Source organism: Streptomyces sp. NBC_00569 (genome assembly GCF_036345255.1).
GTDB lineage: Bacteria > Actinomycetota > Actinomycetes > Streptomycetales > Streptomycetaceae > Streptomyces.
This window is the reverse complement of record NZ_CP107783.1, coordinates 287,094-307,979: the sequence shown is the minus strand read 5'-3', so window position 1 is coordinate 307,979 and position 20,886 is coordinate 287,094. Positions and strand designations below refer to the sequence as shown.

Here is a 20,886-nt window from a genome sequence, read left to right as displayed (position 1 = left end):
TCGCCGTCGGGCACTCGGCGGCGCTGGAGGGAACTCATGCCCTCGTGTCAGGTGGCTTCAGCCTCGCAGAAGCCGGATCAAGCGGTGTGCGCAGCGCGCTGCGGCTGTTCCGCCAGGCTCCCAGGAGGTGGCTGGCGAGGCGTTCTTCGAGGAAGACGGTGGCCTCGACACCGTGGGCGACATCGGGGGCGAGTGCCGGTTCGTCGGACAGCAGTCCGCCGACGACCTCGCGGCGCACGATCTGTTCGTGGACGGCGTCGGCCTCCACGTGCTCGTCGTAGAAGTGTGTCGCGGCCGCTCCGGCGCCGGTGCGCCGCAGGGCTGCGGCAAGTCGTCGCGAGCCGGGTGAGGAGGTCACTTCGACGGTGGCGAAGTGGCCCACGAGGGCTCCGCGCAGAGCGCGGTGCAGACCGAACAGGGACATGACGTTGACGGTGGCCAGCGCCTGCGCGGGAGCGGCGTCGGCGTAGTGGCCGTAGTCGGTGTTCAGGCCGAGATCGGTCATGAGGTCGGCGAAGAGCTGGGCGTGGATGTTCTCGGGACGCCCGGCGCCGAACTCGTCGAACTCGATGGCCACCATGCCGGCCTTGGCGCGTCCGCGCAGGCGCGGGATGACCCACGCGTGCGGATCGGCTTCTTTGAGGTGGTAGAGGGACCGCAGCGCGGCGTACTCCCTGAGCTGTTCCGCCGTGCCGTCCCTCTGCAGAAAGTGGGTCACGCTCGATTCGTCGTGGCCGGCAGGCTCCAGAAGGAGAGGTGCGAGTGCGGCCTCCGCGTCGGACTGCGACGGAAGGTCGGCTCGCAGCGCACTGTGGAAACGTTCTTCGAGCAGACCGCGCAGGGCCAGGAGACCCGCGTCCCATTCGAGTGCGTCCCCGACACCGGCGAACCCTTGGTAGTGCATTTCGTAGAGCACGTACAGGGCGAGTTGGAGGTCGTCCCCGTACGGCTCGGTGCTCCGCGGCAGCGACCCGACGCCAGGTGTGGTGCTCGCACCTCGAAGTGCGTCGATGACGTGGCGCGAGATGTCGCCGCGCGGCTGGGGGAGCGTCGGCCGGCGGCGGGGCTCCCGGCTGTCAGGATTCATGATCGGATCGCTCCCGGCCACATGAATCGGCCGCGGCTCCGTGGTGGCAGAAGCCCCTTTGGGGAGCGGGCCCTTGGCCCCCGCGTCCGCCGTAGTCCGTGACTTGGTGCGACTGCGATGGCTGGTGTCACACCACGGGAAGGTGCGGCTGCGCCGGCAGGTGCATATCGCGACGGTGAACCGGTGCGAGACGGACACCGTCCCATCGGCGGCTACGACCTCGACGGGGCCCTCCACGAGCAGTGGGCCGCCCGGGTCGACGGTGACACGGCGCGGTCGCTCAGATGCGTGTGGCACGGATGACCACCAGCTCTTCCCTGTGCTCCTCGCCCACGAGTCCGCGCCCGCGCAGCCAGGGCGTACGCGAACGGAGCACCGGTCCGAACGGGATGCGGGCCCTGTCGACGACCTCGGCGTACAGCCCCGCTCCGGTGAGCCGATCCAGGGTGACGTCGGTTCCGGACAGAGCCGACTGCACGAGCAGCAGAACACCGTCGGCTCTCAGGGAGCCAGGGGCGGTGTCGCAGATGAGGTCCAGCAAGGCCCGCCCGTCGGCCCCCGCGTCCCATGCACGGGCCCTGCCACGACGTGGCGGGCCGTCCGACGGAGACGGGACGTAGGGCGGATTGCTGATGACGAGGTCGTAGGTGTGTCCGCGCACCGCGGTGGTCAGGTCCCCGTGTCGTACGGTGACACGCTGCCGGGACAGCAGCGCGTTGAAACGGGTGGTCCACACAGCGGCCCAGGAGATGTCGACGGCGGTCACACGGGCGCCCCGCCTTGCGGCGTGCAGGGCCAGGGCCCCGGTCCCGCTCCCCATGTCCAGCACGTCGGTGCCGGGACCGATGGGCTCCCGGTACAGCGCGCCGGTGAGTATCCGGGTGTCGCACTGCGGTGCGTACACACCGGGCGGGCGGAGCAGGCGGGGCGTGGGTGTGGGCGCCTGGGCCAGTGCCGGTGCCTGTGGAGCCATCGGCTGTCTCCGATCCGTGGGACGCGCGACCGTGGCTGGCTAGCACATGGATCGCACGCGGTGGATGCGCCGTCTTTGACTGGTGTGACACCGAGTGCCCTACGAGACGGGATCCACACGTGAAGGGGTTCAACGGGGTTCAGGCGTTGCCTCTGGGCGGGCGTGAGCGGGCTGATCGCACGGAGCAGAAGACTGGTCGAGAATGGTTGATCGTTCAGCCCGTCCCGGCTCCGCCGTGCCGGAATCCGAGGGCGATCTAAGATGAAACAGAAGGTCTTGACCTCCGCACCTGCCAACAGCGAAACGGTAGGGAGGCTGGCATGGAGTTCGAGAACGGATCCGGGCGAGTGGACGGGTCGCGCTATCTGCCGATTTCCGAGCACGGTCTGATCGGTGACCTTCGTACCGCGGCGCTCGTCGGGACCAACGGCACCATCGACTGGTACTGCTGCCCGCGCTTCGACGCACCGAGTGTGTTCGCCTCCATTCTCGACGCTGACAAGGGCGGATCGTTCGAGCTGGCCGTGGACCTGCCGACGCGCACGAGGCAGTTCTACTTCCCCGACACCAACGTGCTGATCACACGGTTCTACGCCGCCGACGGGGTGGCGGAGATCCAGGACTTCATGCCGGTCGTCGACGAGTCGCGCGAGGCGTCCCGGCACCGGCTGATCCGGCGGGTGATAGGTGTCCGGGGAAGCCTTCCGTTCCGAGCGCGGGTAGCTCCTCGCTTCGGCTACGGGGCAGAAGCGCACACCGTGCGTACGCAAGGCCACGAGGCCATCTTCGAGTGCCGGTCGATCTCACTGGCACTGACCTCCACCGCGCCACTCGAGTGCGACGGCACGGACGTGTGGTCGCACTTCAAGCTTCTCGAAGGCGAGTCCGTGGTGTTCGCCCTCGACCAGATCGGCGATGAGGTCCGCCCGCGGGGATGTCCGCATGCCGAGGCGGAGGAGCAGTTCGAGGCGACGGTCCGGTTCTGGCGTCAATGGCTGGGCCGCTCGCGCTACCGCGGCCGGTGGCGGGAGATGGTGCACCGCTCCGCGCTCCTGCTGAAGCTGCTCACCTACGTGCCGACCGGTGCGATCGTGGCCGCACCGACGACCAGCCTGCCCGAACAGGCCGGTGGCGAGCGCAACTGGGATTACCGGTACGTGTGGATCCGGGACGCCGCCTTCTGCGTCTATGCCATGCTCCGCCTCGGATTCACCACGGAGGCCGAGGCCTTCATGGGCTTCCTGTCCGAACGGGGCATCATGCGGGGCACCGGCCCCACCGGTCCGCTGCAGATCATGTACGGCATCGACGGGCGCAGTGACCTGCCCGAGTCCGAGCTGCTCCACCTCGAGGGGCACCTGGGATCCGCTCCCGTGCGGGTGGGCAACGCCGCCACCAAGCAGCTCCAACTGGACATCTACGGGGCGCTGATCGATTCCATTTACCTGTACGACAAATGGGGGCGGCCCATCAGCAGCGCTCACTGGGACGAAGTCGGCGTTCTGGTGGACTGGCTCTGCGACAACTGGGATCAGCCCGACGAGGGCATCTGGGAGATCCGAGACGGCCGAAGGAACTTCGTCTACTCGCGGCTGATGTGCTGGGTGGCGATCGAGCGAGCCATCCGGATGGCCAATCGGCGAGGGCTGCCGGCCGATCTTCCCCGCTGGCAGAAGAGCCGGGACACCATCTATCGGCAGATCATGCGAGAGGGCTGGTCGGTGAATCGCGGGGCGTTCGTCCAGGGGCTGGGCGACGACGTGCTCGATGCTTCCCTGCTGATGATGCCGATGGCCAAATTCATCGCGCCCACCGATCCCAAGTGGCTCGCGACCCTGGATGCGCTCACGACGGACCTGGTCTCCGACTCGCTGGTCTTTCGCTACGACCCTGAAGCCAGCCCGGACGGTCTGCGAGGTTCCGAGGGCACGTTCTCGATCTGCTCCTTCTGGTACGTCGAGGCGCTCGCCCGCGCCGGACGCGTGGAGGAAGCCCGGTTGGCCTTCGAGAAGATGCTCACCTACGCCAACCACCTCGGTCTCTACGCCGAGGAGATCGGCCGGACCGGAGAACAACTCGGCAACTTCCCACAGGCGTTCACTCATCTCTCGCTGATCAGCGCGGCCTTCAACCTCGACCGCGTTCTCGGGTGAGCCGTACGGCCGACCTGGCCTCCGGGAAGGCAGGCCCGCCCGCGCGGGCCGGAGATGCACGAACTGTCACTGTCGGCGTTCGACACCTGCGAGCAGGAGATCGCCGCCGGGCTCCTTGGTGCCGATTCCGTCCGTGCTCGGCCCTCACAGGAACAGGTGACGATCTCCGTCCAGCCTTCGGCGTTCGAAGATGAGCCGGACGGCGGCGGACCCCTCACCGACGGCGGTGGCGACCCGCTTCACGCTGCCGCTGCGCGCGTCGCCGACGCAGAACACTCCCGGCTCACTCGTTTCGAAGGACAGTGGTGCCCGGTCGGCTTTCCAAGTGTCGGCGAGGTCGTGTCCGGTGAGGAGGAACCCGTCTCGATCCGTCGCCAGCCGGCCGCCGAGCCAGCCGGTGCAGGGTGTTGCACCGATGAAGACGAACACGGCGCCGACCTCCAGGCGCGAACGCCGGCCGGTCGGCCGGTCGACGACGTCGAGTGCGGTGACCGCCGAGCCCGCATCGAGGGAGACCGCCTCGGTCCGAAGCCACACTCGGATCTTCGGGTTGGCCACGACGGCGTCGAGTAGGTAGCGCGACATGGAATGTTCCAGATCTTGGCCCCGCACCAGCAGATGCACGGGATCGGACGTCCGGGACAGGAACATCGCGGCCTGGCCCGCCGAGTTCGCACCGCCGATGACAGCGACCGGATGGCCAAGGCAGGACTGCGCCTCCGCCACGGTGGCGGCGTAGTGAACGCCGCTTCCCTCCCAGGCCTCGGCTCCGGGAACAGCCAGGCGCCGGTACTCGGCGCCTGTCGCGATGATGACGTCCCGGCCGCTGAACACACGCCCGTCGTCGCATGTGACCTGGTGCCTGCCGGTGCGGGCGGCGAAGGCCACCGCGCGGGCGTTGCGGTGCAACCGGACGCCGAACTTGGCCGCCTGCACGGTCCCACGTGCGGCGAGCTCGGCGCCTGAGAGACCGGCCGGGAAACCGAGGTAGTTCTCGATCCGCGAGGACGTGCCGGCCTGGCCTCCGAAGGCCGCCGCGTCGAGCAGGGCCGTCTGCAGCCCCTCCGACGCGCCGTACACAGCCGCTGCCAGGCCGCCCGGTCCGCCTCCGACGACCAGCAGATCGCAGACGTCCCGGTCGTCATCGTCGACCTCGGTGGGTGGCTCCCCGAACTCCGCGGCGATGTCGGCCGGCTGCGGGTTGCGCAGCATCGGCCGCCCCGGGACGAGCACGATGGGGAGGTCCGTGACGGGCACCCGAAGTTCCTGCAGCAGCGCCTCGGCCTCGGGTTGCTCCTCCAGGTCCAGCCAATGGACAGCGGTCCGATTGCGCGAGAACGACTGCAGCAGCGCCCGGCAGCGTGGGTCGTACCGGGACCCGACCAGTGTGAGACCGGCGCCCTTGCGCAACAGGTTCGCCCGGCGCTCGAGGAAGGTCCGCAGAACGAAGTCGCTGAGGGCGGTGTCCTGTGCCATCAACATCTGGATCTGCCGCAGCGGTACGCGCAGTACCCGGCCCGCGCTCCGCATGACCCCGGCGAGTCTCGAGCGTTCGCCGGTGAGCATGCCGATCTCGCCCAGGAACTCACCCGGACCGTACGACGCGACCACCCGCTCGGTCACCTCACCGAGCCGTTCCACGATGTCCGCCGACCCGTCGAGAACGACGAAGAAGTCGTAGGACGCGTCGCCGGCCGCGAAGAGGACGTCCCCGGCGGCTGTGGCGTGCTTCGAACCGACCGCCCCGAGCCGCTCGAGCTGCTCGAGCGCGAGGAGCGCGACCGGCGTCCACGCCGGATTTCCGCCCAGTCCGTGGTCGTCCATTCGTCGCCCTCTCCATCTGATCCCGGGCCCATCCTCCGTGCCGCTGGTCCGCCCGGTCTGTCACCCATGCAGGTGAGGAAACGGCGGCGCTCAGCCTGAGCCCGGCGAATTCATGCGGTCACAGCACCGAGCCGAGTGGATTCCAGTTGAACCAGCCTCGGGAAGTGTCGTAGAGGTTTGTGGGTTAGTCGCAAGTCTGAGACGTCGAGATCTGCAGGGCGACGGCGTCCGCGCGCGCCGCATGGTCGTCGGCCAGAACCACCAGGATCAGGACCGAAGTCAGCATGAGCACGGGAAGAACTCTTCCGCGGCGTACGCGTGAGATGACAAGTGCGGCTACGGACAGCACGAGGCTGGTCAGGAGGAGCCACCGGTTCACGCTTGCTTCGTGGTCGAGTCGTTTGGACAGCTGTACAAGGTCATCGCAGAGTATGTACGTCTCCGGTCCACCGAACAGCGACAGACAGCGTTCCAGTAGTGCGGCCAGCACGATGGCCATTCCGAGTGCCGGCAGCAGACTCGGAGCTCTCTCCGACTGCGACTGCGACTGAGTCCTGACCTGCCGCGCAACCCCCATTGCCGCTACCCTTCGACCGCCCGGCGGAACATCCAGTCGAGCGCAGAGATTACCGTCCCATGTGCGGTGGGGTGCGGTTGCCCAAGTCGGTGAACGTATGTGGTCAGCGCCCTGGCTGCGACACCTTGGCCTGGGGGATGGATGTCACCCACCCCGCCGACAAAGCCACCCCCTTCCCACCCGCACTCGCCCGGCTCATGTTCCGCGAAGGCGGAGGGGTTCAACGGCTTCGACTGGTCTTCCCCCGGACGGCGAGCTGAACGCTCTGTGAGTGAGACCGCCGACCACGTCACGGCGCAGCTGCTGTGGCTCTCCCGGCGGATCCGTCGATGCCACGTGCCGCGCCGTGAGGTCAGGCGGCAACAGGACATGCCCCGTCACCTGAGGTATGCCTTTCACATGGGTCCCGGCCGCCGAGTCTTCGCTCCGCACCTGTCACGGCGCGGTGGAAGGCTGTTGCTCGTCGTGCCCTTCGCGTTGATCGCGGTGGTCACGGTCGTGGATGTCCTGGTGCCGCCCGACGTCCATATGGGGCCGTTCCTGATCGCGGCGCCCGCGGTGACGGCGTCGTTCGCGGGGCCGCGTATGACGGCCTTCGTGGGTGCGGTCGCGGTGATCGCCCAGTCGGCGGTGGCGGTCGCGCGCACGAGTCTCACGGACCTCAACCACATGTACCAGATCGTCGCGACGGTCCTGATCTCGATCATCGTGACCTTCTTCGCCTATCTGCGCGAGCGGGACGACCGCAGAGTGAAGCGGCTGCGCTCGATCGCCCACGCCGCCCAGAGCGTCGTGCTGCGTCCGCTCCCTCACCGGGCGGGCCCGTTGCGCATCGCTTCGATCTACCTGGCAGCCGAGGAGGAGGCGCAGATGGGCGGCGACCTGTATGCGGCCGCCCGTACGGCGTCCGGTACCCGACTGCTGTTCGGGGACGCCAGAGGTAAGGGGTTCGACGCGATCAGCGAAGCGTCGCTCGTCCTGGGCGCCTTCCGCGTCATGGCTCGGCGCGAGAAGGAGCTGCCGGCCCTGATCAAGCACCTGGAGGCGGGAGTCGGCTCGAGGGAGGAGCCCGAGGGCGTGACAGGGGCAGGATCCGATGCCGACGACAACACGGACGAGGCCTTCGTCACCGCGCTGGTGCTCGACATCCCCGATGGGGAGCCGCAGGTACGGTTCGTGAACTGTGGGCACCCGCCGCCGCTCCTCCTGAGAGCGGGGCAGGTGATCCCCCTCGACGCGGGCGACGCGAGCCCTCCGCTGGGACTGTCGGACGTCCTCTCCTCCGAGGCGACGGTGGATACGTTCCCCTTCGATGTCGGCGACGTGCTCCTGCTCTACACGGACGGAGTCGTCGAGGCCCGAGACGAGTCGCGCGCCTTCTATCCCCTGACGGAACGGCTCATGGCCTGGGTCGGGGACGACCCGTCGACGCTGCTCGGCCGGCTGCGGGCCGACCTGCAGGCGTACGTGGGTGGCCATCTCGGCGACGACGCGGCGCTGGTCGCGATCGAGCGGCTCGAGCCGACGCCGTAGGTCAGGCGGACGGCAGGTGGTGCGGCTCGCGGTGGCGGTCAGATCTGGGCCATGCGCCGTCGGCGAAGAGTTCGATGTTCGATGCCGGTGACGACGCTGAAGGCGTCACTGGAGAGGAAGACTGCGGCTGTGCCCATCTCGCGGGGCTCGGCGATCCGGCCGGTGGGGTCGCCCTCGCCCATCTTCTGGACGGGGGTGGCAATGGCGTCGGGGTCTTGTGCCATGGCCAGGGCGCTGCGGAGGGATTCTGTGTCGACCGTGCCGGGGCTGAGGACGTTGATGCGGATGTCGCGTGGCAGCGGTGCAACCGGTGCGGAAGCCGGGCACGCGCCGTCGACGACTGTTACACAGCGCAGCGGGGCGGTGTCCCGAGGCCACTGCGCATCGTGCGAACCGACGAGGCCCGGATATCCGAGAGCCGCGTAAGAGACCTGCCCGGGTGAATACGTTCGCCCGCGTGCGGATCCTCCCAGGGGGGTGTGTGACACGGGGGCTGAACAGAGGTGGGGCGCGTATTGAAGGCTCGTATGGGGAGCTCGCAGGTGCACGCCGACGGAACAGCAGAGCATTATGGAAGAAGTGGACCGTCGCATCCATAGCCACCCGAGCTGCGGCGCAGTGGAAAGGGCGCCGTCACTCCGCAGAAGAATGAAGACGTCAAGGAATCGCAGCCCCGACATCGCAGGGCACGGGCAGTCCGGCGCACGGAACAGAGTGCGGAGAATGGGGCGGCAGGAAGCCGCCGGATCAAGAACCCGACCACCCGCGAAGTCCTCACCTCCGGGGGCACCTCGGAGATCGCAGGCGGGTCGGTCCCGGATTCCGGCCGTGTCGTGGCGGCTCGGCACTCACGGGGGAGGGCACCGTATGCGGTGACCGCACCTTTAGGAGAGACATCGTGGCAAACCGACTCGACGACGCCGAGATCGACAAGAGAATGTCCAACGCTCACATGGTGTACTGGCTCCGCGAAGGCGACACATTGCGCCGCACCGTCGAGGTGTACGACTTCGCCACGGCTGTCAACGTCGTCGGAGATGTCGTCTACGACGTCAACACTCTTGCCCGCTGCCCCGACGTCGACATTCGTGGCAAGCAAGTAACTTTCGTGATTCGCGGCGACGACGGCCTCACCGATGTGGACGTCGAGCTGGCTCACCGCATCGAGACGGCGGCAGGCTCGCACGTGCGCGGGAACGCGTAAGTTCGGCGTCCGGGGGTCCGGCTCTCGCCGGGGACCGCTTGACTGTTTTGCCTGGACCGTGTGTCGCGTGGTGCTCACCGCGCGGCACACGGTCGGGTCGTGTGGCGTAGTCCACTTTCCTGTCGTGTTCTGGGTCATTTCGCCTCTGGATACCGAGGTCTAGCGTGTTGGTTCACGTTCCCCTCAGTAATTCGGACGGTCCGGTGTTCGCAGATCTCTCCCCGCTCATAGCGGCGACCGCTCAATGGTTGACGCGTTCCTACCCGTCGGGTGGCAGCGCGCTGGACTCTGCCTTGTGTGAGGTGCAGGCCAGGCAGGCCGTGACGGTCGCGGCATGGCTGCGCTACCCGACGCCCATGGACGCCGCGCTGGTGGGAGTGGCCGGCACCGGAGGTTCCGACCGGCTCGACCAGGTCGTGGGCGTGGACGGAAGCGCATACGGGATGGAGACCGACAGTTCGGACGAGGACGCATGGCGTACTTGGGTGGACGAGGTCGTCGTCAGCTGGGCCGCATGTCTGCTGGCTGATCCGGAACTGGCCGCCAAGGCGGTCGCCGCACTCGCCGACACCAGCCATACCGCTGGGGCAACTGTTGATTTCCGGCGTCTGACGGACCCGGATGACCGCGGCCGCAGGGCAGCTGCTCTGCTGCGGCACCCGGATCTCGTGGCGCCGATAACCGAGATGCACCGCGCCGGGCTGGTCCAGCGCCTCACCACAGGTCAGCGTCTGACCGCCTGAGATAGGCCACGGCCTTGTCCGTGTCGTCTCTGTGTCGTCGGATGGACCCTGCCCCGACCCGCAGAAGGCGGGGACGGAGGGTGGGCTCACTGCCGAACTCTCCAGGGAAGCGTTCGGTCTCCCGTTTCAGGCGGTTGGCCCGCAAGGACACACGTAGACGCGTCTGATCCTTGTGCCGCCGGAGCGGCAGCCGACGGACAGGAGCAAAGCTCGCAGGAGTCGACGTTCCGGCAGAAAAGCAGGGGGTGCCTGCGGGAGCCGAAGTTCAACGGCGCTTCGGGAAAGAGAGCGCCAGGACCATCCCGAGCCACGCGAAGGACACGGCACCGACTGTGGCCCCCTCGGTCATGTCCATTGCGTGCGTCGACCTTCGGCTTTGTACCCGCAGCCCAAGGATCGCGTGAACCCGAGCTTCTTCTTCCGCCGGCCCGGCTCCAGCTGACGTCGGCGTCGGCTCACTCCCCGCCCAGCCACAGGTCCGGGCCGAAGACCTCGTAGTGGATTGACGCCGCGGGCAGCCCCCGACGCAGCAAGTCACTGCGTACCGCGCGCATGAACGGCAGCGGGCCGCACAGATATGCCGTAGTTCCCTGGGGCAGGTCGAGCGTGGTCACGTCGGCCCGGCCGGTGGCCGCGTCGGGCCTCACCTCGGCGCCCGGCTCCTCGTACCAGAGGTGCAGCGTGGCGTTCAGGAGTGCCTGGACGAGTCGGTGCTGCTCCTCCCGGTGGGCGTGGTCGCCGGGGGTGCGGTCGGCGTGAACCACCGTCACAGTTCGGGGTGTTGCCTCGGCGGCGAGGTGGTTGAGCATGGCCAGCATCGGTGTGACACCCACGCCGGCGGACGCCAGCAGCAGCGGCCCGTCGTCTTCGGGCAGGACAAGGTCACCGAACGGGGCGGAGACGGTGAGACTGTGGCCCACCCGGGCGTGCTCGTGGAGCCAGGAGGAGACATCGCCCTCCGGCGCCGCCGCTCCACGGACGCGCTTGACGGTGATGCGCCACTGCGGGCCGCCCGGGGCGCACGAAAGGCTGTACTGGCGTATCTGCCGTGCACCGTCGGGCAGTTGGACCTGGACGCTGACGTACTGGCCCGGGCGGAAGGAGCCCGTCGGGCGGCCGTCGGCGCGGCGCAGGACGAGGGAGACGGTGTCGGGGGTCTCCTCCCGCCTCTCGGCGATCTCCATCTGATGCCAGATCTCGCCCTCGGCCGTACCGGAGCTTTGGTACAGGCGGGCCTCGATGGCGATCAGCGCGTTGGCCATCAGCCAGTAGACCTCGTCCCAGGCGGCTGCGACCTCCTCGGTGACGGCCTCGCCGAGGACATCACCGATGGCTGAGAAGAGGTGCTGGTGGACCAGCTTGTACTGGTCGGAGGTGATGCCGAGCGACGCGTGCTTGTTGGCGATCCGGGCGAGCATCGCGTCCGGCCGGGCCTCGGGGTGCTCCACCAGCATGCTCGCGAAGCCCGCGATGGAGCCGGCCAGGGCCTTCTGCTGTTCCCCGCTGTCCTGGTTTCCCCGGTTGAACAGATCCCGCAGAAGCTCGGGTCGGTCGTCGAAGAGCTTGGCGTAGAACAGCTCGGCGATATCACCGATGGCGGCGCCGACGACCGGCAGCGTGGTGCGGATGACCGGGGTTGACTGCTCGGAGAGCACAGTGACTCCTAATTGGTGAATGATCTTCGCATTTAGATGTGTGAGTGATCGGCGCCTGACAGGGCGCAGATCGGAGGGTCGGACTACTCGGCGCGGCGCCCGGTCAGTCCGATGAGGACCGGTCCCGTGGGTGAGGCCACCAGGTCGGCGACGGTCAGGGTGTCGAGCGAGGCGTAGAACGCCTCCTGCGCGTCGGCCAGGGCGCGACGGAGTCGGCAGGCCCCGCGCAGCGGGCACGGCGGATCGCCGTCGCATGCGACGACCTCGCCCTGGCCCTCCAGTTCTCTTACCAGCCAGCCCACCGACGCCTGACGGCCCAGGCCGGTCAGCCCGAGCCCGCCGCCGCGGCCCCGCCGGGCTTCCAGCACGCCGAGGTGCTGCAGCCGGGTGATTGCCTTGGCCATGTGCGCGTAGGGCACGTCCATGGCCTCCGCCACCTCGCGGGTGGTGAGGGGGCCTGCCTGCTCGGAGACCGCCAGGCGCATCACGGCACGCAGGGCCAGATCGGTGAACTTCGTCAGCCGCATGAGGTGACGCTAACAAATACGCTTACTAGATTCCTATTTAGCGGGGCCTGTGAGCGATGTGGATTACGCCACGTGACGCTCGGTGCGCGCCGGGGGAGGAGCAGTGCCGGTCGCGTAGTCACGAACCACACCGTGCAACACGATCTTCTTCGAACCGACCTGCACGCCCCCGCAACACCGCGAGCCATGAGGGCGACAGCAACACCGGCGGACGGGGTGTGCGGCGCCCCGCCCGGGAAGCGCACAGCGAGGCCACATGAGTCCACCGAGTCGCCTATGCAGGAGGCCTTTGATGACACCCGCACGTGACCGCGATGACATCGAACCGAGTGCCGGGGGTAAGGCGCAGCGACTGGAGGCGCTGGAGAGCGAGGTCGATCAGCTCCACCAGGCGGTGCGCTCGTACACGATTGTTGACCAGGCGATCGGCGTACTCGTCGCCGTCGGGCAGCTTTCACCGGCGGAGGGGTGGGACGTGTTGCGCGAGGTTTCGATGCGCACCAACATCAAGTTGTGTCACGTAGCCGAACTGCTGATCGAGTGGGGGCAGAGCGGAGCGCTGTGTTCGGACATCCGCCGCGAGCTGGACCGGCAGCTCGCCCAACGCGCAGGAGAAGCGGGCCGGCCCTCAACGCACACGCGCCCTCGAGAAGGGACGAGCCCCGTCCCTGACCCCGAGCGGACAGGGACGGAGAGTGAGTTCGCTGCCGAACCCTCCCAGGAAGACCGCGGGCCGTCGCACGCGCCGGGATAGCCGGAGCGGACAGAAGGGGGCCAGGCACTTCACGGATTACGTCGGCCCGATCCGCCTACCGTCAGAGCGAACGCCGGACGGGCCCCCAAGGCCATGGTGAGTGCGAGGCGCCGTCCGAACCGTTCGCCCGCTCGGAAACGCGGTGTGCGGCTGCGCGCCGAGCAGGCCACTCCCAGCAAGGACGTCAGTGGTTTCGGCCGGTGAGGAGGTCGCGTGCGCGGTCGACGAGTCCGGTGCCCGTGGCGACGATCTTGTTCGCGGGCGGGGTGGTCGGCGCGGCCGGGTGGGGCCGGGTGGGGGCTGTCTTCTTCGCCTTGCGGATCTTGTCTCCGAGGTCATCGAGCGCTTCGGGCGTGCAGGAGGCTTCGAGGAGGGGGAAGAGCCGGTTCTCCTCGTCGCGCACGTGGGCGCTGACCTCGAGCTTCAGCTTCGCGACGAGATGGTTGAACTGGTCGTCGTCGGCTTCGCGGCCCTCGAGGTCTTTCAGGAGGCGTTCGACGACGGCGTGATCCTCGAGTTCCTTGTCCGCCAGGTCGTCCCCGCCGTCGACGAACCTGCGGACGGCCGGGTAGAGGTACTCCTCCTCGGCGACGGAGTGACGGACCAGTTCAACGGTCAGATCGTCGGCCAGCTCCCGGCGCTGCTTGGCGCCCACGGGCTGGGCCTCGATCTGGGCGAACAGCGAGTCGACCTCTCGGTGGTCCGTCGTCAGTTCGACGATCACGTTTCCGCCGTGTCCCATAGCCGGTTCCTCCTCGGTGGATTGCGCTGCGAAGCAGCAGGGCCTTCGAACGTTCGCAGGCCGGTTACCCATAAGGGCGATCGACACGCACGTCCATCGCCCCGCTGAGCCAAGCGGCGCAGCCACATGGCCCTGCGGGGTTTCACGGGCCTGTGGGAGCTGATGCGCGGGCTGCTTTCGCGCGCGGTTCGCAGAGCGGGTCGGCCCGGCCGGGGGGAACTTGGGGCTCCCATGCCGGTTCCCCAGCCGCTCCTGGGTACCGTTCCACCCGTCTGCCTTCTCGATACCGCCCGCTCCATTGCGGATGGCGAACCCGTGGGGACTTGCATATCTGCTGCGGCTTTCACCGGCCGCACCACCCAGGCCCGCGTCGAACGACCGGGGACCGCCGCCGGCCCGGGCCCGATCAGCGGCGGCGGTCCCCGGTCCTTTGCCGGCCCCCGCAATGCCTGCTGTCGTGCCGCAGCGGCCGCGCACCTGCGTACTCAGTCGGAAGGTGGCAGCAATGTGCCCAGCGGACCGAGGTCGAGGTTGAGATCCTCCATGGTCAGCCCGTACTGGGCGCACAGATCGTTCATTCGCTCATGGAGGATCATGAGCGTCGCCCCCAGGCGCTCCTCCTGCTCGTCGGTGAGATCTCCCTGATCGACCCGGTGCAACGCCTGCCGCTCCATGAGCTGGCGCAGTAGCTCCACCAAGGTGAGGACCAGCCTGACGAGATCTCGCTCCACGGTGTCGGGGTCGGAGTTGATTCGACGTGCGGATGAGTGTGAACGCCTGCCCGACGGTGACAGGTCGCGAGGCGCTGCGGGCAGAAGTCGGAAGGCGCGCTCAGCGGCCTTCGCGACCTCTTCACGGCGACGGGCCGACCCACTGTGGTGCCCAGCCGGAGGCTCGCGCCCGTCCTCAGCCGCCATCGTCGCCTCCAGGCGGCATCGTCTCAGCCCAGGGCGAGGGGTTCTGCGCGCTGATGGACACGATCAACGCCCTGAGCGATATCCGCACCAGATCGATGTCGGCGATGGACAGTACGACATCACCGGTGAGGACGACGCCCCCGCTGAGCAGGCGGTCCAGCAGATCGATGAGCGCCACTTGCCGCTGCGCCAGTGGCTCGCCGGCGGACGACGGTACGTCGGGAGTGGTCATGGTCGCGGACCTGTCAAGGCGTCATCGGTCTCGGCGGGTGGCATGGCGAAGGAGTAGGGCGCCCAGGGACCGGTGACCTCTATACGAACGCCCTGCAGCCCGTCTGCGGCGTGCTCAACCCCGGCTCGGAACTCCTCACACTGAGCCAGAGGCACAAGGTATGCGTCATTGACGATGTTCTCGCCCGCTTTGTCGGCGAGAACGCCCTGCTGCACACGGTGGCGCGCCCTGTCGACGGCGTGCCTGCGCCCTATGCCCTCGACCGCATCGGCGGCCACCTGGGCAGCCTGATAGACGCTGTCCCGCACGGTCTGCTGTTGCCTGCGGTTGCGCAGGTACGCGCGTCCGGGGGACAGGTCTGCCCCTCGGCGAGGCTCCGCCGCTGCTGGCGCAGCGGACGGCTCGACATAGATCTTGACCCCCCATTCGACGTGCTCCGCCAGGCGCGCCAGACGATCCGAGAACACGGCCTGCCCACCATCCAGGACGTCCCGCGCCCTGGTGTCGTCGAGATACACCGTTGCCATACGCAGCGGAAGCACCGTCGTGCGGGTGGCCACGGCCTCGATGACGGCGTGGTGCGCGCGGGCGACCGCCTCGAGCCAGTCCAGGTCTTCCAGGCGTTGCTTGAGGGCATCCTCCTGAAAGTCCTGCGCGGGCACGTCACTTGCCACGAGTACCAGAGTGTCGTCGTGACTGCCGGGTACGAGGCGGACCGGGGCGTCGGCGACACCGTTGAGCGCCGTGATGAGTTCCTCGAGCCCGTCGGCGTTGCGTGCCACGGCATACACGTAGGTGACTACGTCATTCATTGCGGCCACGTCCTCGTCGACGCCTGCCGCGCGGTTCCTCTTCCTCCGCGTCCCCTTCTTCCTCTGCCTCCGCGTCTTCGTATTCCTCTGCGTCCTCGTCTTCGTCCGCGCGTTCGTGCCCGTGATCGGGAAGCGCCTCGCGCTCCCGGAGCGCATCTATCTCGGCACGGAGCCGCCGGTTCTCCTCGGTGAGTGACTGATGGTCCCTGCTCCGTGACGACAGCGAGGGGTCGTGCTCCCACCAGTCGATGCCCATCTCCTTTGCCTTGTCGACCGACGCGACGATGAGCCGGAGCTTGATGGTCAGCAGCTCGATGTCGAGGAGATTTATCTGAATGTCGCCCGCGATGACGATGCCCTTGTCGAGTACGCGCTCAAGGATGTCGGCGAGATTGGCGGAAGAGCCCTGCCCGTACGGCGGAGCCGCTCTGGAAGGATAGGAGCCAGGCCTGCTGGCCAGAGGTTCAGTCACGATGGTGGCCTCGTGTTCCCTCGTCGTGCCGGGTCAGGGCTGCCCTCCCCGCCAATGCGCCCGGATCTCTTCCAGCCGGTCCAGCAGTTCGTCCTCGCGCCGGTCGAACGTCTCCTCGTCGATCTCCCCCGCAAGCAACTGCCGCTCGAGTTCTGCGAGATCGGCTTGCACGGGGGCTGGGTCGTAGTACTCCTTCTCCGCCGCTTCCAGGACGCGGTCGACCGTCCAAACGACGCCGCGCACCGGTGCGAGGGGGAGGGTGACGAGCTGCGTGAAGAGACCCATGAGAACTCCTCAGACGAAACTGTAGGGAGGGAGAGGGGCGCTCAGCCGGAGCTCGAAGTCATCGCCCAACTGATTCGCCACGCTCAACTCTGTGGTCAGGAAGCCCTCTTCTTTGTCATCGGTCACAAGAAACGAGACGCTGAGGAAGTCCGATCCGGTCGGGGCGGAGGAGTCAAACTCTCGGGCGAAGGGGCGCAGGGCCTCGATCACACCTGCGGCCAGGGCATCCTGACGTGTCTGCACCTCGTGGGCCACCAGCTCACCGAGTTGGACGGGCGCATCCGGACCTGCTGTACCCGTGCGAATCGCCTCGTTGAGCTGCCGCGCCGTCGTCGATTCCTCAAGGACCTCACGCAACAGGGAGTCCTCGTTCTGTGACGCCTTGAGGTGGTACTCGGTGCAACCCTCAAGTACGCGGAGTCTGTCCGCATACTCCTCGGCACGATCCTCCAGGGCGGCCCGTACGGCTTCGTCGTCGGCAGCCATGAGCCCGAATCTCAGAGGAAGAACCGTGCCGTCCACCATCAGCCGCTCCTGCACCGCTTGGTGCGCGTTGATGTCGCGACGTTTGGGGCGAAGGTCCTCTGGGGCGTCGCTGACGACAGCACACAGCAATCCGGCCTTCACTACGCGCAGGTCGGCCGGAGTCTCGCCGACTCCGTGGAGATCGTCGAGGCGCAGAGGGTGCTGCTTGCCGGTGATGGAGTAGATGTAAACGGCCATGCCTTACTCCTTCTCGCGGGGCGAGCCCTAGCCCTTCTCCCGTCGGGAGGAACGCCGGGCAGGCCGCCGTCGCCTCTCCACGGGTTCCCTTTTCTTCTTCTCCTCTTCAGCCTCGTCCTCGTCCTCCTCTTCCTCGTCGGAGCTACCGTCGGTGACACCCTTGACGGAATCAGTAATGGCTTCCACGGCGCCTGAGAGGGCACCCTTGGACTTCCCCTTGGCTCCGCTCTCCATCGAATCGCCGACGATGTCGGTGAGCTGGCTCGGTGCTTTGCGTCCGGACTCGAGATCGAGACGGTTACACGCCTCTGCGAATCGCAAGTACGTGTCTACGCTGGCCACGACGATGCGAGCGTCGATCTTCAGGATTTCGATGCCAACCAGTGACACGCGGACGAAGACGTCGATCACAAGCCCGCGATCGAGAATAAGTTCCAGGACGTCGTAGAGGCTGCCGCTCCTGCCACCGCCCTGAGTGACGGTGCCTCCACCTTGCGGCACCACAGTCATGGTGCCTCCCTTCACCGGCAATTCGGCTGTATCTCAGCCTCGCCGATCGATTTGCCCTCGGGTGTAGCGGCGCGTCCTTTCGTAGGCCATGAGATCGCCCTCTTTGCTGAGAGTTACTCGGTAGCTGGCCATCACGCTGGTGGTTTCGGGGACGCGTTCCAATTCGAGTACCTCGACATCGGCTTCCCAGCCGTCATCGGTGGGTTTCAGTGCCGAAACCGACTCTGGCGCGCGCCCGAGCAGCTCCTGCAACTGCTCCGCCGCGGCCCGCATGGCCCATGCGGCACCGCCCTTGCCTGAGCGACGTCGAGTTTCACCGCTGGCGCCGCGGGAGGTACTGCGGTCACCGGTCGAGCGCCGCTTGGCGGGTTCTGCCGGGGCCATGGTCACTCCCGTCGTCGTCGGTGCGGGCGCCAGATCCCACGCGCGAACGTCCAAATTCATCATATACGGCCACATCTCGCAGTGGTGGTGGGCGGCTTCGAGGAAGCCTGCCGGACGAGGGCGTGAGGCTCTTCGGGGGCTGTGTGCCGTGCGGGACGGCGCATCCGACTTCTCTCCTCGATCCGGGCTGGGCCGGGGGTGTTGGCCCTGAATCGGCTCCGTGCCCCTGCCCTTTCCGAAGGGAACCGCTTCATGAACGACACGACCAAGATCGCTCTTGCCACCGCGGTAGCGGGCGGCTACGTGCTAGGGCGTACCAAGAAAGCGCGTCTCGCGTTTGCGGTGGCGACGTATCTCGCCGGACGCCGCTTCGGGCTCAACCCTCAGCAGCTCCTGACCGAAGGCCTGCAGAAACTCGGAGATGTTCCAGGCGTCGGCGAGCTGAACGAGCAGGTGCGTGGCCAGCTGCTGGACGCGGGACGTGGAGCACTGGTTGCTGCGGCCGATCGTAGCCTCGTCAACCTCGCCGATTCCCTCCATGAACGCACGCTGCGCATCGGCGAGAAGGACGAGGACAAAGCGGAGGAAGAGGAGGCAGAAGAGGAGCCGGAAGAGGCAGAAGAGGAAGAGCCCGAGGAGGAGGAAGAAGAGGAGCCGGAGGAAGAGGAAGAAGAGGAGTCGGAGGAAGGGGAAGAAGAGACCGAGGAGGAACCACCGCGGCGTCGCCGTTCAGCGGGGGCGAAGAGGACTGCTCCCGCCAAGAAGCAAGCGCCGGCGAAGAAGACGGCCGCGAAGAAGGCACCGGCCAAGAAGACGGCCGCGAAGCAGACGGCCGCCAAGAAGACGACTGCGAAGAGGGCTTCGGCCAAGAAGGCGCCGGCGAAGAAGTCGACTGCGAAGAAGTCGACTGCCAAGAAGACTGCTGCGCGGCGGAGGTAGGTCATGGCCACTACAGATCGCGGCGGCGACCGCGAAGGAGGATCGGGCCTGGAAATCCTGTGCGACGAGCTTGCCGCCTACCTTGGCGCGCAGGGGGAGCACCTGGTCGAGCGTGCCGGGGACAAGCTGGAGGATGTGACCGACCAACTCCTCGACGTAGCCGAGAACGGTGGGTCCCTCAGCGGACGCTGGGTCTCCCCGGCATCGGTGGACGCATTCTCCAGGGTGATTCCCCGCTGAAGGCGATCGTCGGCGTGGTGGGCAAGGTGCAGCAGGTCTTCGGAGGCGGAGGCGGAAAGAAGAAGTCCGGCGACACCAAGTCCGTGAACATCGTCGAAGTGCTGGACGTGGGTGTTCCGCTTCGCACCGCCTACAACCGCTGGACCCAGTGCGAGGAGTTCAGCAGGTTCACCAAGGGTGTACGTAGCGTCTCCAAGAGCGAGGAGATGAGCAGTGACTGGAAGCTGAAGGTCGGCCCGTCGAGCCGCAGTTGGAAGGCAACCGTCCAGGAACAGGTACCGGACGAGCGGATCGTCTGGACCTCGGAAGGCGCGAAGGGCACCACCCGCGGCTGTGTGAGTTTCCATGAACTGACGCCCACGCTGACGCGTCTCGTGCTCGTCGTCGAGTACTACCCCTCGGGGCTCTTCGAGAAGACCGGAAACCTCTGGCGCGCCCAAGGACGCCGTCTGCGCCTGGACTTCAAGCACTTCCCGCGTTACGTCACGTTCGCGGACGAGGACGTCGAGGGCTGGCGCGGAGACATCCGCGACGGCGAGGTGGTTCGGTCCCACGAGGAAGTTGTGGAAGAGGAGGAAGCAGCGGACGAAGACGAAGCGGACGAAGACGAAGAGGACGAGGCCGCGGGAGAGAACGGGGAAGAAGAGTACGAAGACGAAGAGGAGCCCGAGGAAGAGTACGAAGAGGTTCCTGGTGAGGAGGATGAAGAAGGGGAGTGCGAGGAAGACGAAGAGTGAGTCCTTCCGACCTCCCTGACCTGTAGGCGAGTTGGGCCGCCGCACAACGCGTAGAAGGTTCTGGTGGACGGGTTCACGACTGAGATCGCTCGTCCTGCCAGGAGCTTCGCCGTGCTTGTTCGTCCTTCGCCGGTCGATGTGTCCAGCAGCGCCTGACGGTAATCGGGGGAGTAACTTTGCGCTGACAGCAGGAGATCGGGACGCGACGACGGTGCCTTCCGACCAGCTGTCGGGCCCTGCACGCCCGGCCCACCTCAGATGCGACACTCAAAACTGACTGTGGGAAGCACAAGCACCATGGCATGAACGTCCAAGTGCTCACCGATCCGTTCGGCCGCTTGTTCTGGGCGTCACCCGCCATGCCGGGCTCCAGTCATGACCTGACTGCCGCACGGCAGTACGGGGACGTCGACGCGCTCGCCGGCGCCCACGCGCAGTGCTGGGCGGAATGGGCCTACGCGGGCGTGGGCCGCGGCGTCCGTGTACCGCTGCGCGGCCGTCGGCTCAAACGAAGGCTGCGCAAGCACAAAAACAGCCACGCCAAGTTCGGCGTTGCCTCGACGAACAGTCCGTGGCCGTTCTTGAAGGGCCGGTGCAGGCTGCGGAAGCCCCGCTGCGGCACCAACCGGATCGCCGACATCGTCAAGGCCGCCACTATGCCTCAACCACATTGGGAGAGGCTCAGTGACGGCGAGGTGAACCGGACCGCGGCCGCGCTTGGCCCAGCCGTCTCTCTCGCAGATCGTCAGGAACTTGGAGAAGAATCTACGCACTGAGCTGTTCTACCGCGGGCAGAGCCTGGTGCCGCCCCGCGCCGGTGAGCGGTGATGCTCCGTTTCGCCCGGCCCGGCAGCACCCTCGTG

24 protein-coding genes and 2 pseudogenes are annotated in these 20,886 nt (G+C 67.3%); 9 read left to right on the top strand and 17 right to left on the bottom strand.

Features of this window, described 5'->3' with window-relative positions:
* Positions 1 to 34: 34 nt before the first annotated feature.
* The 3 genes and pseudogenes from OHO83_RS01465 to OHO83_RS01460 all read right to left on the bottom strand — a co-directional run bounded on the left by OHO83_RS01465 (position 35) and on the right by OHO83_RS01460 (position 2,060).
* Positions 35 to 1,087 carry an iron-containing redox enzyme family protein gene (locus tag OHO83_RS01465; RefSeq protein ID WP_266679721.1) on the bottom strand — a complete coding sequence of 351 codons (1,053 nt, stop codon included), beginning with the start codon at positions 1,085 to 1,087 and terminating at the stop codon, positions 35 to 37.
* A gap of 126 nt (positions 1,088 to 1,213) precedes the next feature.
* Positions 1,214 to 1,324: pseudogene (locus tag OHO83_RS46865) on the bottom strand (CDGSH iron-sulfur domain-containing protein); the annotation flags it as partial.
* Between the two features lie 43 nt (positions 1,325 to 1,367).
* Positions 1,368 to 2,060, bottom strand: coding sequence for a HemK2/MTQ2 family protein methyltransferase (locus OHO83_RS01460; RefSeq protein ID WP_266679723.1), 693 nt, complete (start codon positions 2,058 to 2,060; stop codon positions 1,368 to 1,370).
* Positions 2,061 to 2,380: 320 nt separating this feature from the next.
* Here OHO83_RS01460 and OHO83_RS01455 point away from each other — a divergent pair, with 320 nt between their 5' ends.
* The gene (locus OHO83_RS01455) at positions 2,381 to 4,213 is read left to right on the top strand and encodes a glycoside hydrolase family 15 protein (RefSeq protein ID WP_266679725.1); all 1,833 of its coding nucleotides are present in this window, start codon (positions 2,381 to 2,383) and stop codon (positions 4,211 to 4,213) included.
* A 144-nt stretch (positions 4,214 to 4,357) separates the two neighbouring features.
* Here the strand turns inward: OHO83_RS01455 and OHO83_RS01450 are convergent, their stop codons facing one another.
* Positions 4,358 to 6,037 (bottom strand): FAD-dependent oxidoreductase, encoded by a 1,680-nt coding sequence (locus OHO83_RS01450; protein ID WP_266679727.1) that lies wholly within the window; start codon positions 6,035 to 6,037, stop codon positions 4,358 to 4,360.
* 184 nt (positions 6,038 to 6,221) lie between these two features.
* Positions 6,222 to 6,536 carry a hypothetical protein gene (locus OHO83_RS01445; protein WP_330278493.1) on the bottom strand — a complete coding sequence of 105 codons (315 nt, stop codon included), beginning with the start codon at positions 6,534 to 6,536 and terminating at the stop codon, positions 6,222 to 6,224.
* 477 nt (positions 6,537 to 7,013) lie between these two features.
* On the opposite strand from OHO83_RS01445, the gene OHO83_RS01440 reads away from it, so the two are divergent.
* A complete protein-coding gene (locus OHO83_RS01440) occupies positions 7,014 to 8,147 on the top strand; it encodes a PP2C family protein-serine/threonine phosphatase (protein ID WP_266679731.1) in 1,134 nt (377 codons plus the stop codon).
* A gap of 38 nt (positions 8,148 to 8,185) precedes the next feature.
* Here the strand turns inward: OHO83_RS01440 and OHO83_RS01435 are convergent, their stop codons facing one another.
* A complete protein-coding gene (locus OHO83_RS01435) occupies positions 8,186 to 8,716 on the bottom strand; it encodes an SDR family oxidoreductase (protein ID WP_266680292.1) in 531 nt (176 codons plus the stop codon).
* Positions 8,717 to 9,045: 329 nt separating this feature from the next.
* Between OHO83_RS01435 and OHO83_RS01430 the strand changes: the two genes are divergently transcribed.
* Complete coding sequence (locus tag OHO83_RS01430) at positions 9,046 to 9,351, top strand: 4a-hydroxytetrahydrobiopterin dehydratase (RefSeq protein WP_266679733.1); 306 nt, start codon at positions 9,046 to 9,048, stop codon at positions 9,349 to 9,351.
* Between the two features lie 203 nt (positions 9,352 to 9,554).
* On the top strand, positions 9,555 to 10,094 hold the full coding sequence (locus OHO83_RS01425; protein ID WP_266679735.1) for a hypothetical protein: 540 nt from the start codon (positions 9,555 to 9,557) through the stop codon (positions 10,092 to 10,094).
* A 455-nt stretch (positions 10,095 to 10,549) separates the two neighbouring features.
* Here the strand turns inward: OHO83_RS01425 and OHO83_RS01420 are convergent, their stop codons facing one another.
* Together OHO83_RS01420 and OHO83_RS01415 are read right to left on the bottom strand one after the other, a co-directional pair.
* Positions 10,550 to 11,749, bottom strand: a complete 1,200-nt coding sequence (locus OHO83_RS01420; protein WP_266679737.1) for a globin domain-containing protein — start codon at positions 11,747 to 11,749, stop codon at positions 10,550 to 10,552.
* A gap of 83 nt (positions 11,750 to 11,832) precedes the next feature.
* Entirely contained in the window at positions 11,833 to 12,276 is a 444-nt protein-coding gene (locus OHO83_RS01415; RefSeq protein ID WP_266679739.1) for an RrF2 family transcriptional regulator, read from the bottom strand.
* 292 nt (positions 12,277 to 12,568) lie between these two features.
* On the opposite strand from OHO83_RS01415, the gene OHO83_RS01410 reads away from it, so the two are divergent.
* Positions 12,569 to 13,030 (top strand): ANTAR domain-containing protein, encoded by a 462-nt coding sequence (locus OHO83_RS01410; RefSeq protein WP_330280700.1) that lies wholly within the window; start codon positions 12,569 to 12,571, stop codon positions 13,028 to 13,030.
* A 184-nt stretch (positions 13,031 to 13,214) separates the two neighbouring features.
* Here the strand turns inward: OHO83_RS01410 and OHO83_RS01405 are convergent, their stop codons facing one another.
* The 9 genes from OHO83_RS01405 to OHO83_RS01365 all read right to left on the bottom strand — a co-directional run bounded on the left by OHO83_RS01405 (position 13,215) and on the right by OHO83_RS01365 (position 18,107).
* Positions 13,215 to 13,772, bottom strand: a complete 558-nt coding sequence (locus tag OHO83_RS01405; RefSeq protein WP_266679741.1) for a hemerythrin domain-containing protein — start codon at positions 13,770 to 13,772, stop codon at positions 13,215 to 13,217.
* Between the two features lie 485 nt (positions 13,773 to 14,257).
* Positions 14,258 to 14,689, bottom strand: coding sequence for a gas vesicle protein K (locus OHO83_RS01400; protein WP_330278492.1), 432 nt, complete (start codon positions 14,687 to 14,689; stop codon positions 14,258 to 14,260).
* On the bottom strand, positions 14,679 to 14,921 hold the full coding sequence (locus tag OHO83_RS01395; RefSeq protein WP_330278491.1) for a gas vesicle protein: 243 nt from the start codon (positions 14,919 to 14,921) through the stop codon (positions 14,679 to 14,681). Before OHO83_RS01395 ends, OHO83_RS01400 begins: the two co-directional genes overlap by 11 nt.
* Positions 14,918 to 15,733 (bottom strand): GvpL/GvpF family gas vesicle protein, encoded by an 816-nt coding sequence (locus OHO83_RS01390; protein WP_330278490.1) that lies wholly within the window; start codon positions 15,731 to 15,733, stop codon positions 14,918 to 14,920. Before OHO83_RS01390 ends, OHO83_RS01395 begins: the two co-directional genes overlap by 4 nt.
* Positions 15,726 to 16,205 (bottom strand): gas vesicle protein, encoded by a 480-nt coding sequence (gvpJ, locus tag OHO83_RS01385; protein WP_330278489.1) that lies wholly within the window; start codon positions 16,203 to 16,205, stop codon positions 15,726 to 15,728. The genes OHO83_RS01390 and gvpJ overlap by 8 nt, the downstream gene beginning before the upstream one ends.
* A gap of 33 nt (positions 16,206 to 16,238) precedes the next feature.
* Positions 16,239 to 16,490 (bottom strand): gas vesicle protein GvpG, encoded by a 252-nt coding sequence (locus OHO83_RS01380; RefSeq protein ID WP_266679751.1) that lies wholly within the window; start codon positions 16,488 to 16,490, stop codon positions 16,239 to 16,241.
* Positions 16,491 to 16,499: 9 nt separating this feature from the next.
* Positions 16,500 to 17,213, bottom strand: a complete 714-nt coding sequence (locus OHO83_RS01375; RefSeq protein WP_329431644.1) for a GvpL/GvpF family gas vesicle protein — start codon at positions 17,211 to 17,213, stop codon at positions 16,500 to 16,502.
* A gap of 27 nt (positions 17,214 to 17,240) precedes the next feature.
* The gene (locus OHO83_RS01370) at positions 17,241 to 17,723 is read right to left on the bottom strand and encodes a gas vesicle structural protein GvpA (RefSeq protein WP_330278488.1); all 483 of its coding nucleotides are present in this window, start codon (positions 17,721 to 17,723) and stop codon (positions 17,241 to 17,243) included.
* A 33-nt stretch (positions 17,724 to 17,756) separates the two neighbouring features.
* Positions 17,757 to 18,107: a gas vesicle protein GvpO gene (locus OHO83_RS01365; RefSeq protein WP_266679756.1), complete on the bottom strand. Its 351-nt coding sequence runs from the start codon at positions 18,105 to 18,107 to the stop codon at positions 17,757 to 17,759.
* Positions 18,108 to 18,359: 252 nt separating this feature from the next.
* Between OHO83_RS01365 and OHO83_RS01360 the strand changes: the two genes are divergently transcribed.
* The 4 genes and pseudogenes from OHO83_RS01360 (at position 18,360) to OHO83_RS46855 (ending at position 20,851) form a co-directional block, all read left to right on the top strand.
* A complete protein-coding gene (locus tag OHO83_RS01360) occupies positions 18,360 to 19,046 on the top strand; it encodes a histone protein (protein WP_330278487.1) in 687 nt (228 codons plus the stop codon).
* A 3-nt stretch (positions 19,047 to 19,049) separates the two neighbouring features.
* Positions 19,050 to 20,023: pseudogene (locus OHO83_RS01355) on the top strand (SRPBCC family protein).
* Positions 20,024 to 20,217: 194 nt separating this feature from the next.
* The gene (locus OHO83_RS46860) at positions 20,218 to 20,799 is read left to right on the top strand and encodes a transposase family protein (RefSeq protein WP_405638203.1); all 582 of its coding nucleotides are present in this window, start codon (positions 20,218 to 20,220) and stop codon (positions 20,797 to 20,799) included.
* Positions 20,777 to 20,851, top strand: coding sequence for a hypothetical protein (locus OHO83_RS46855; protein WP_405638202.1), 75 nt, complete (start codon positions 20,777 to 20,779; stop codon positions 20,849 to 20,851). Before OHO83_RS46860 ends, OHO83_RS46855 begins: the two co-directional genes overlap by 23 nt.
* Positions 20,852 to 20,886: the final 35 nt, after the last annotated feature.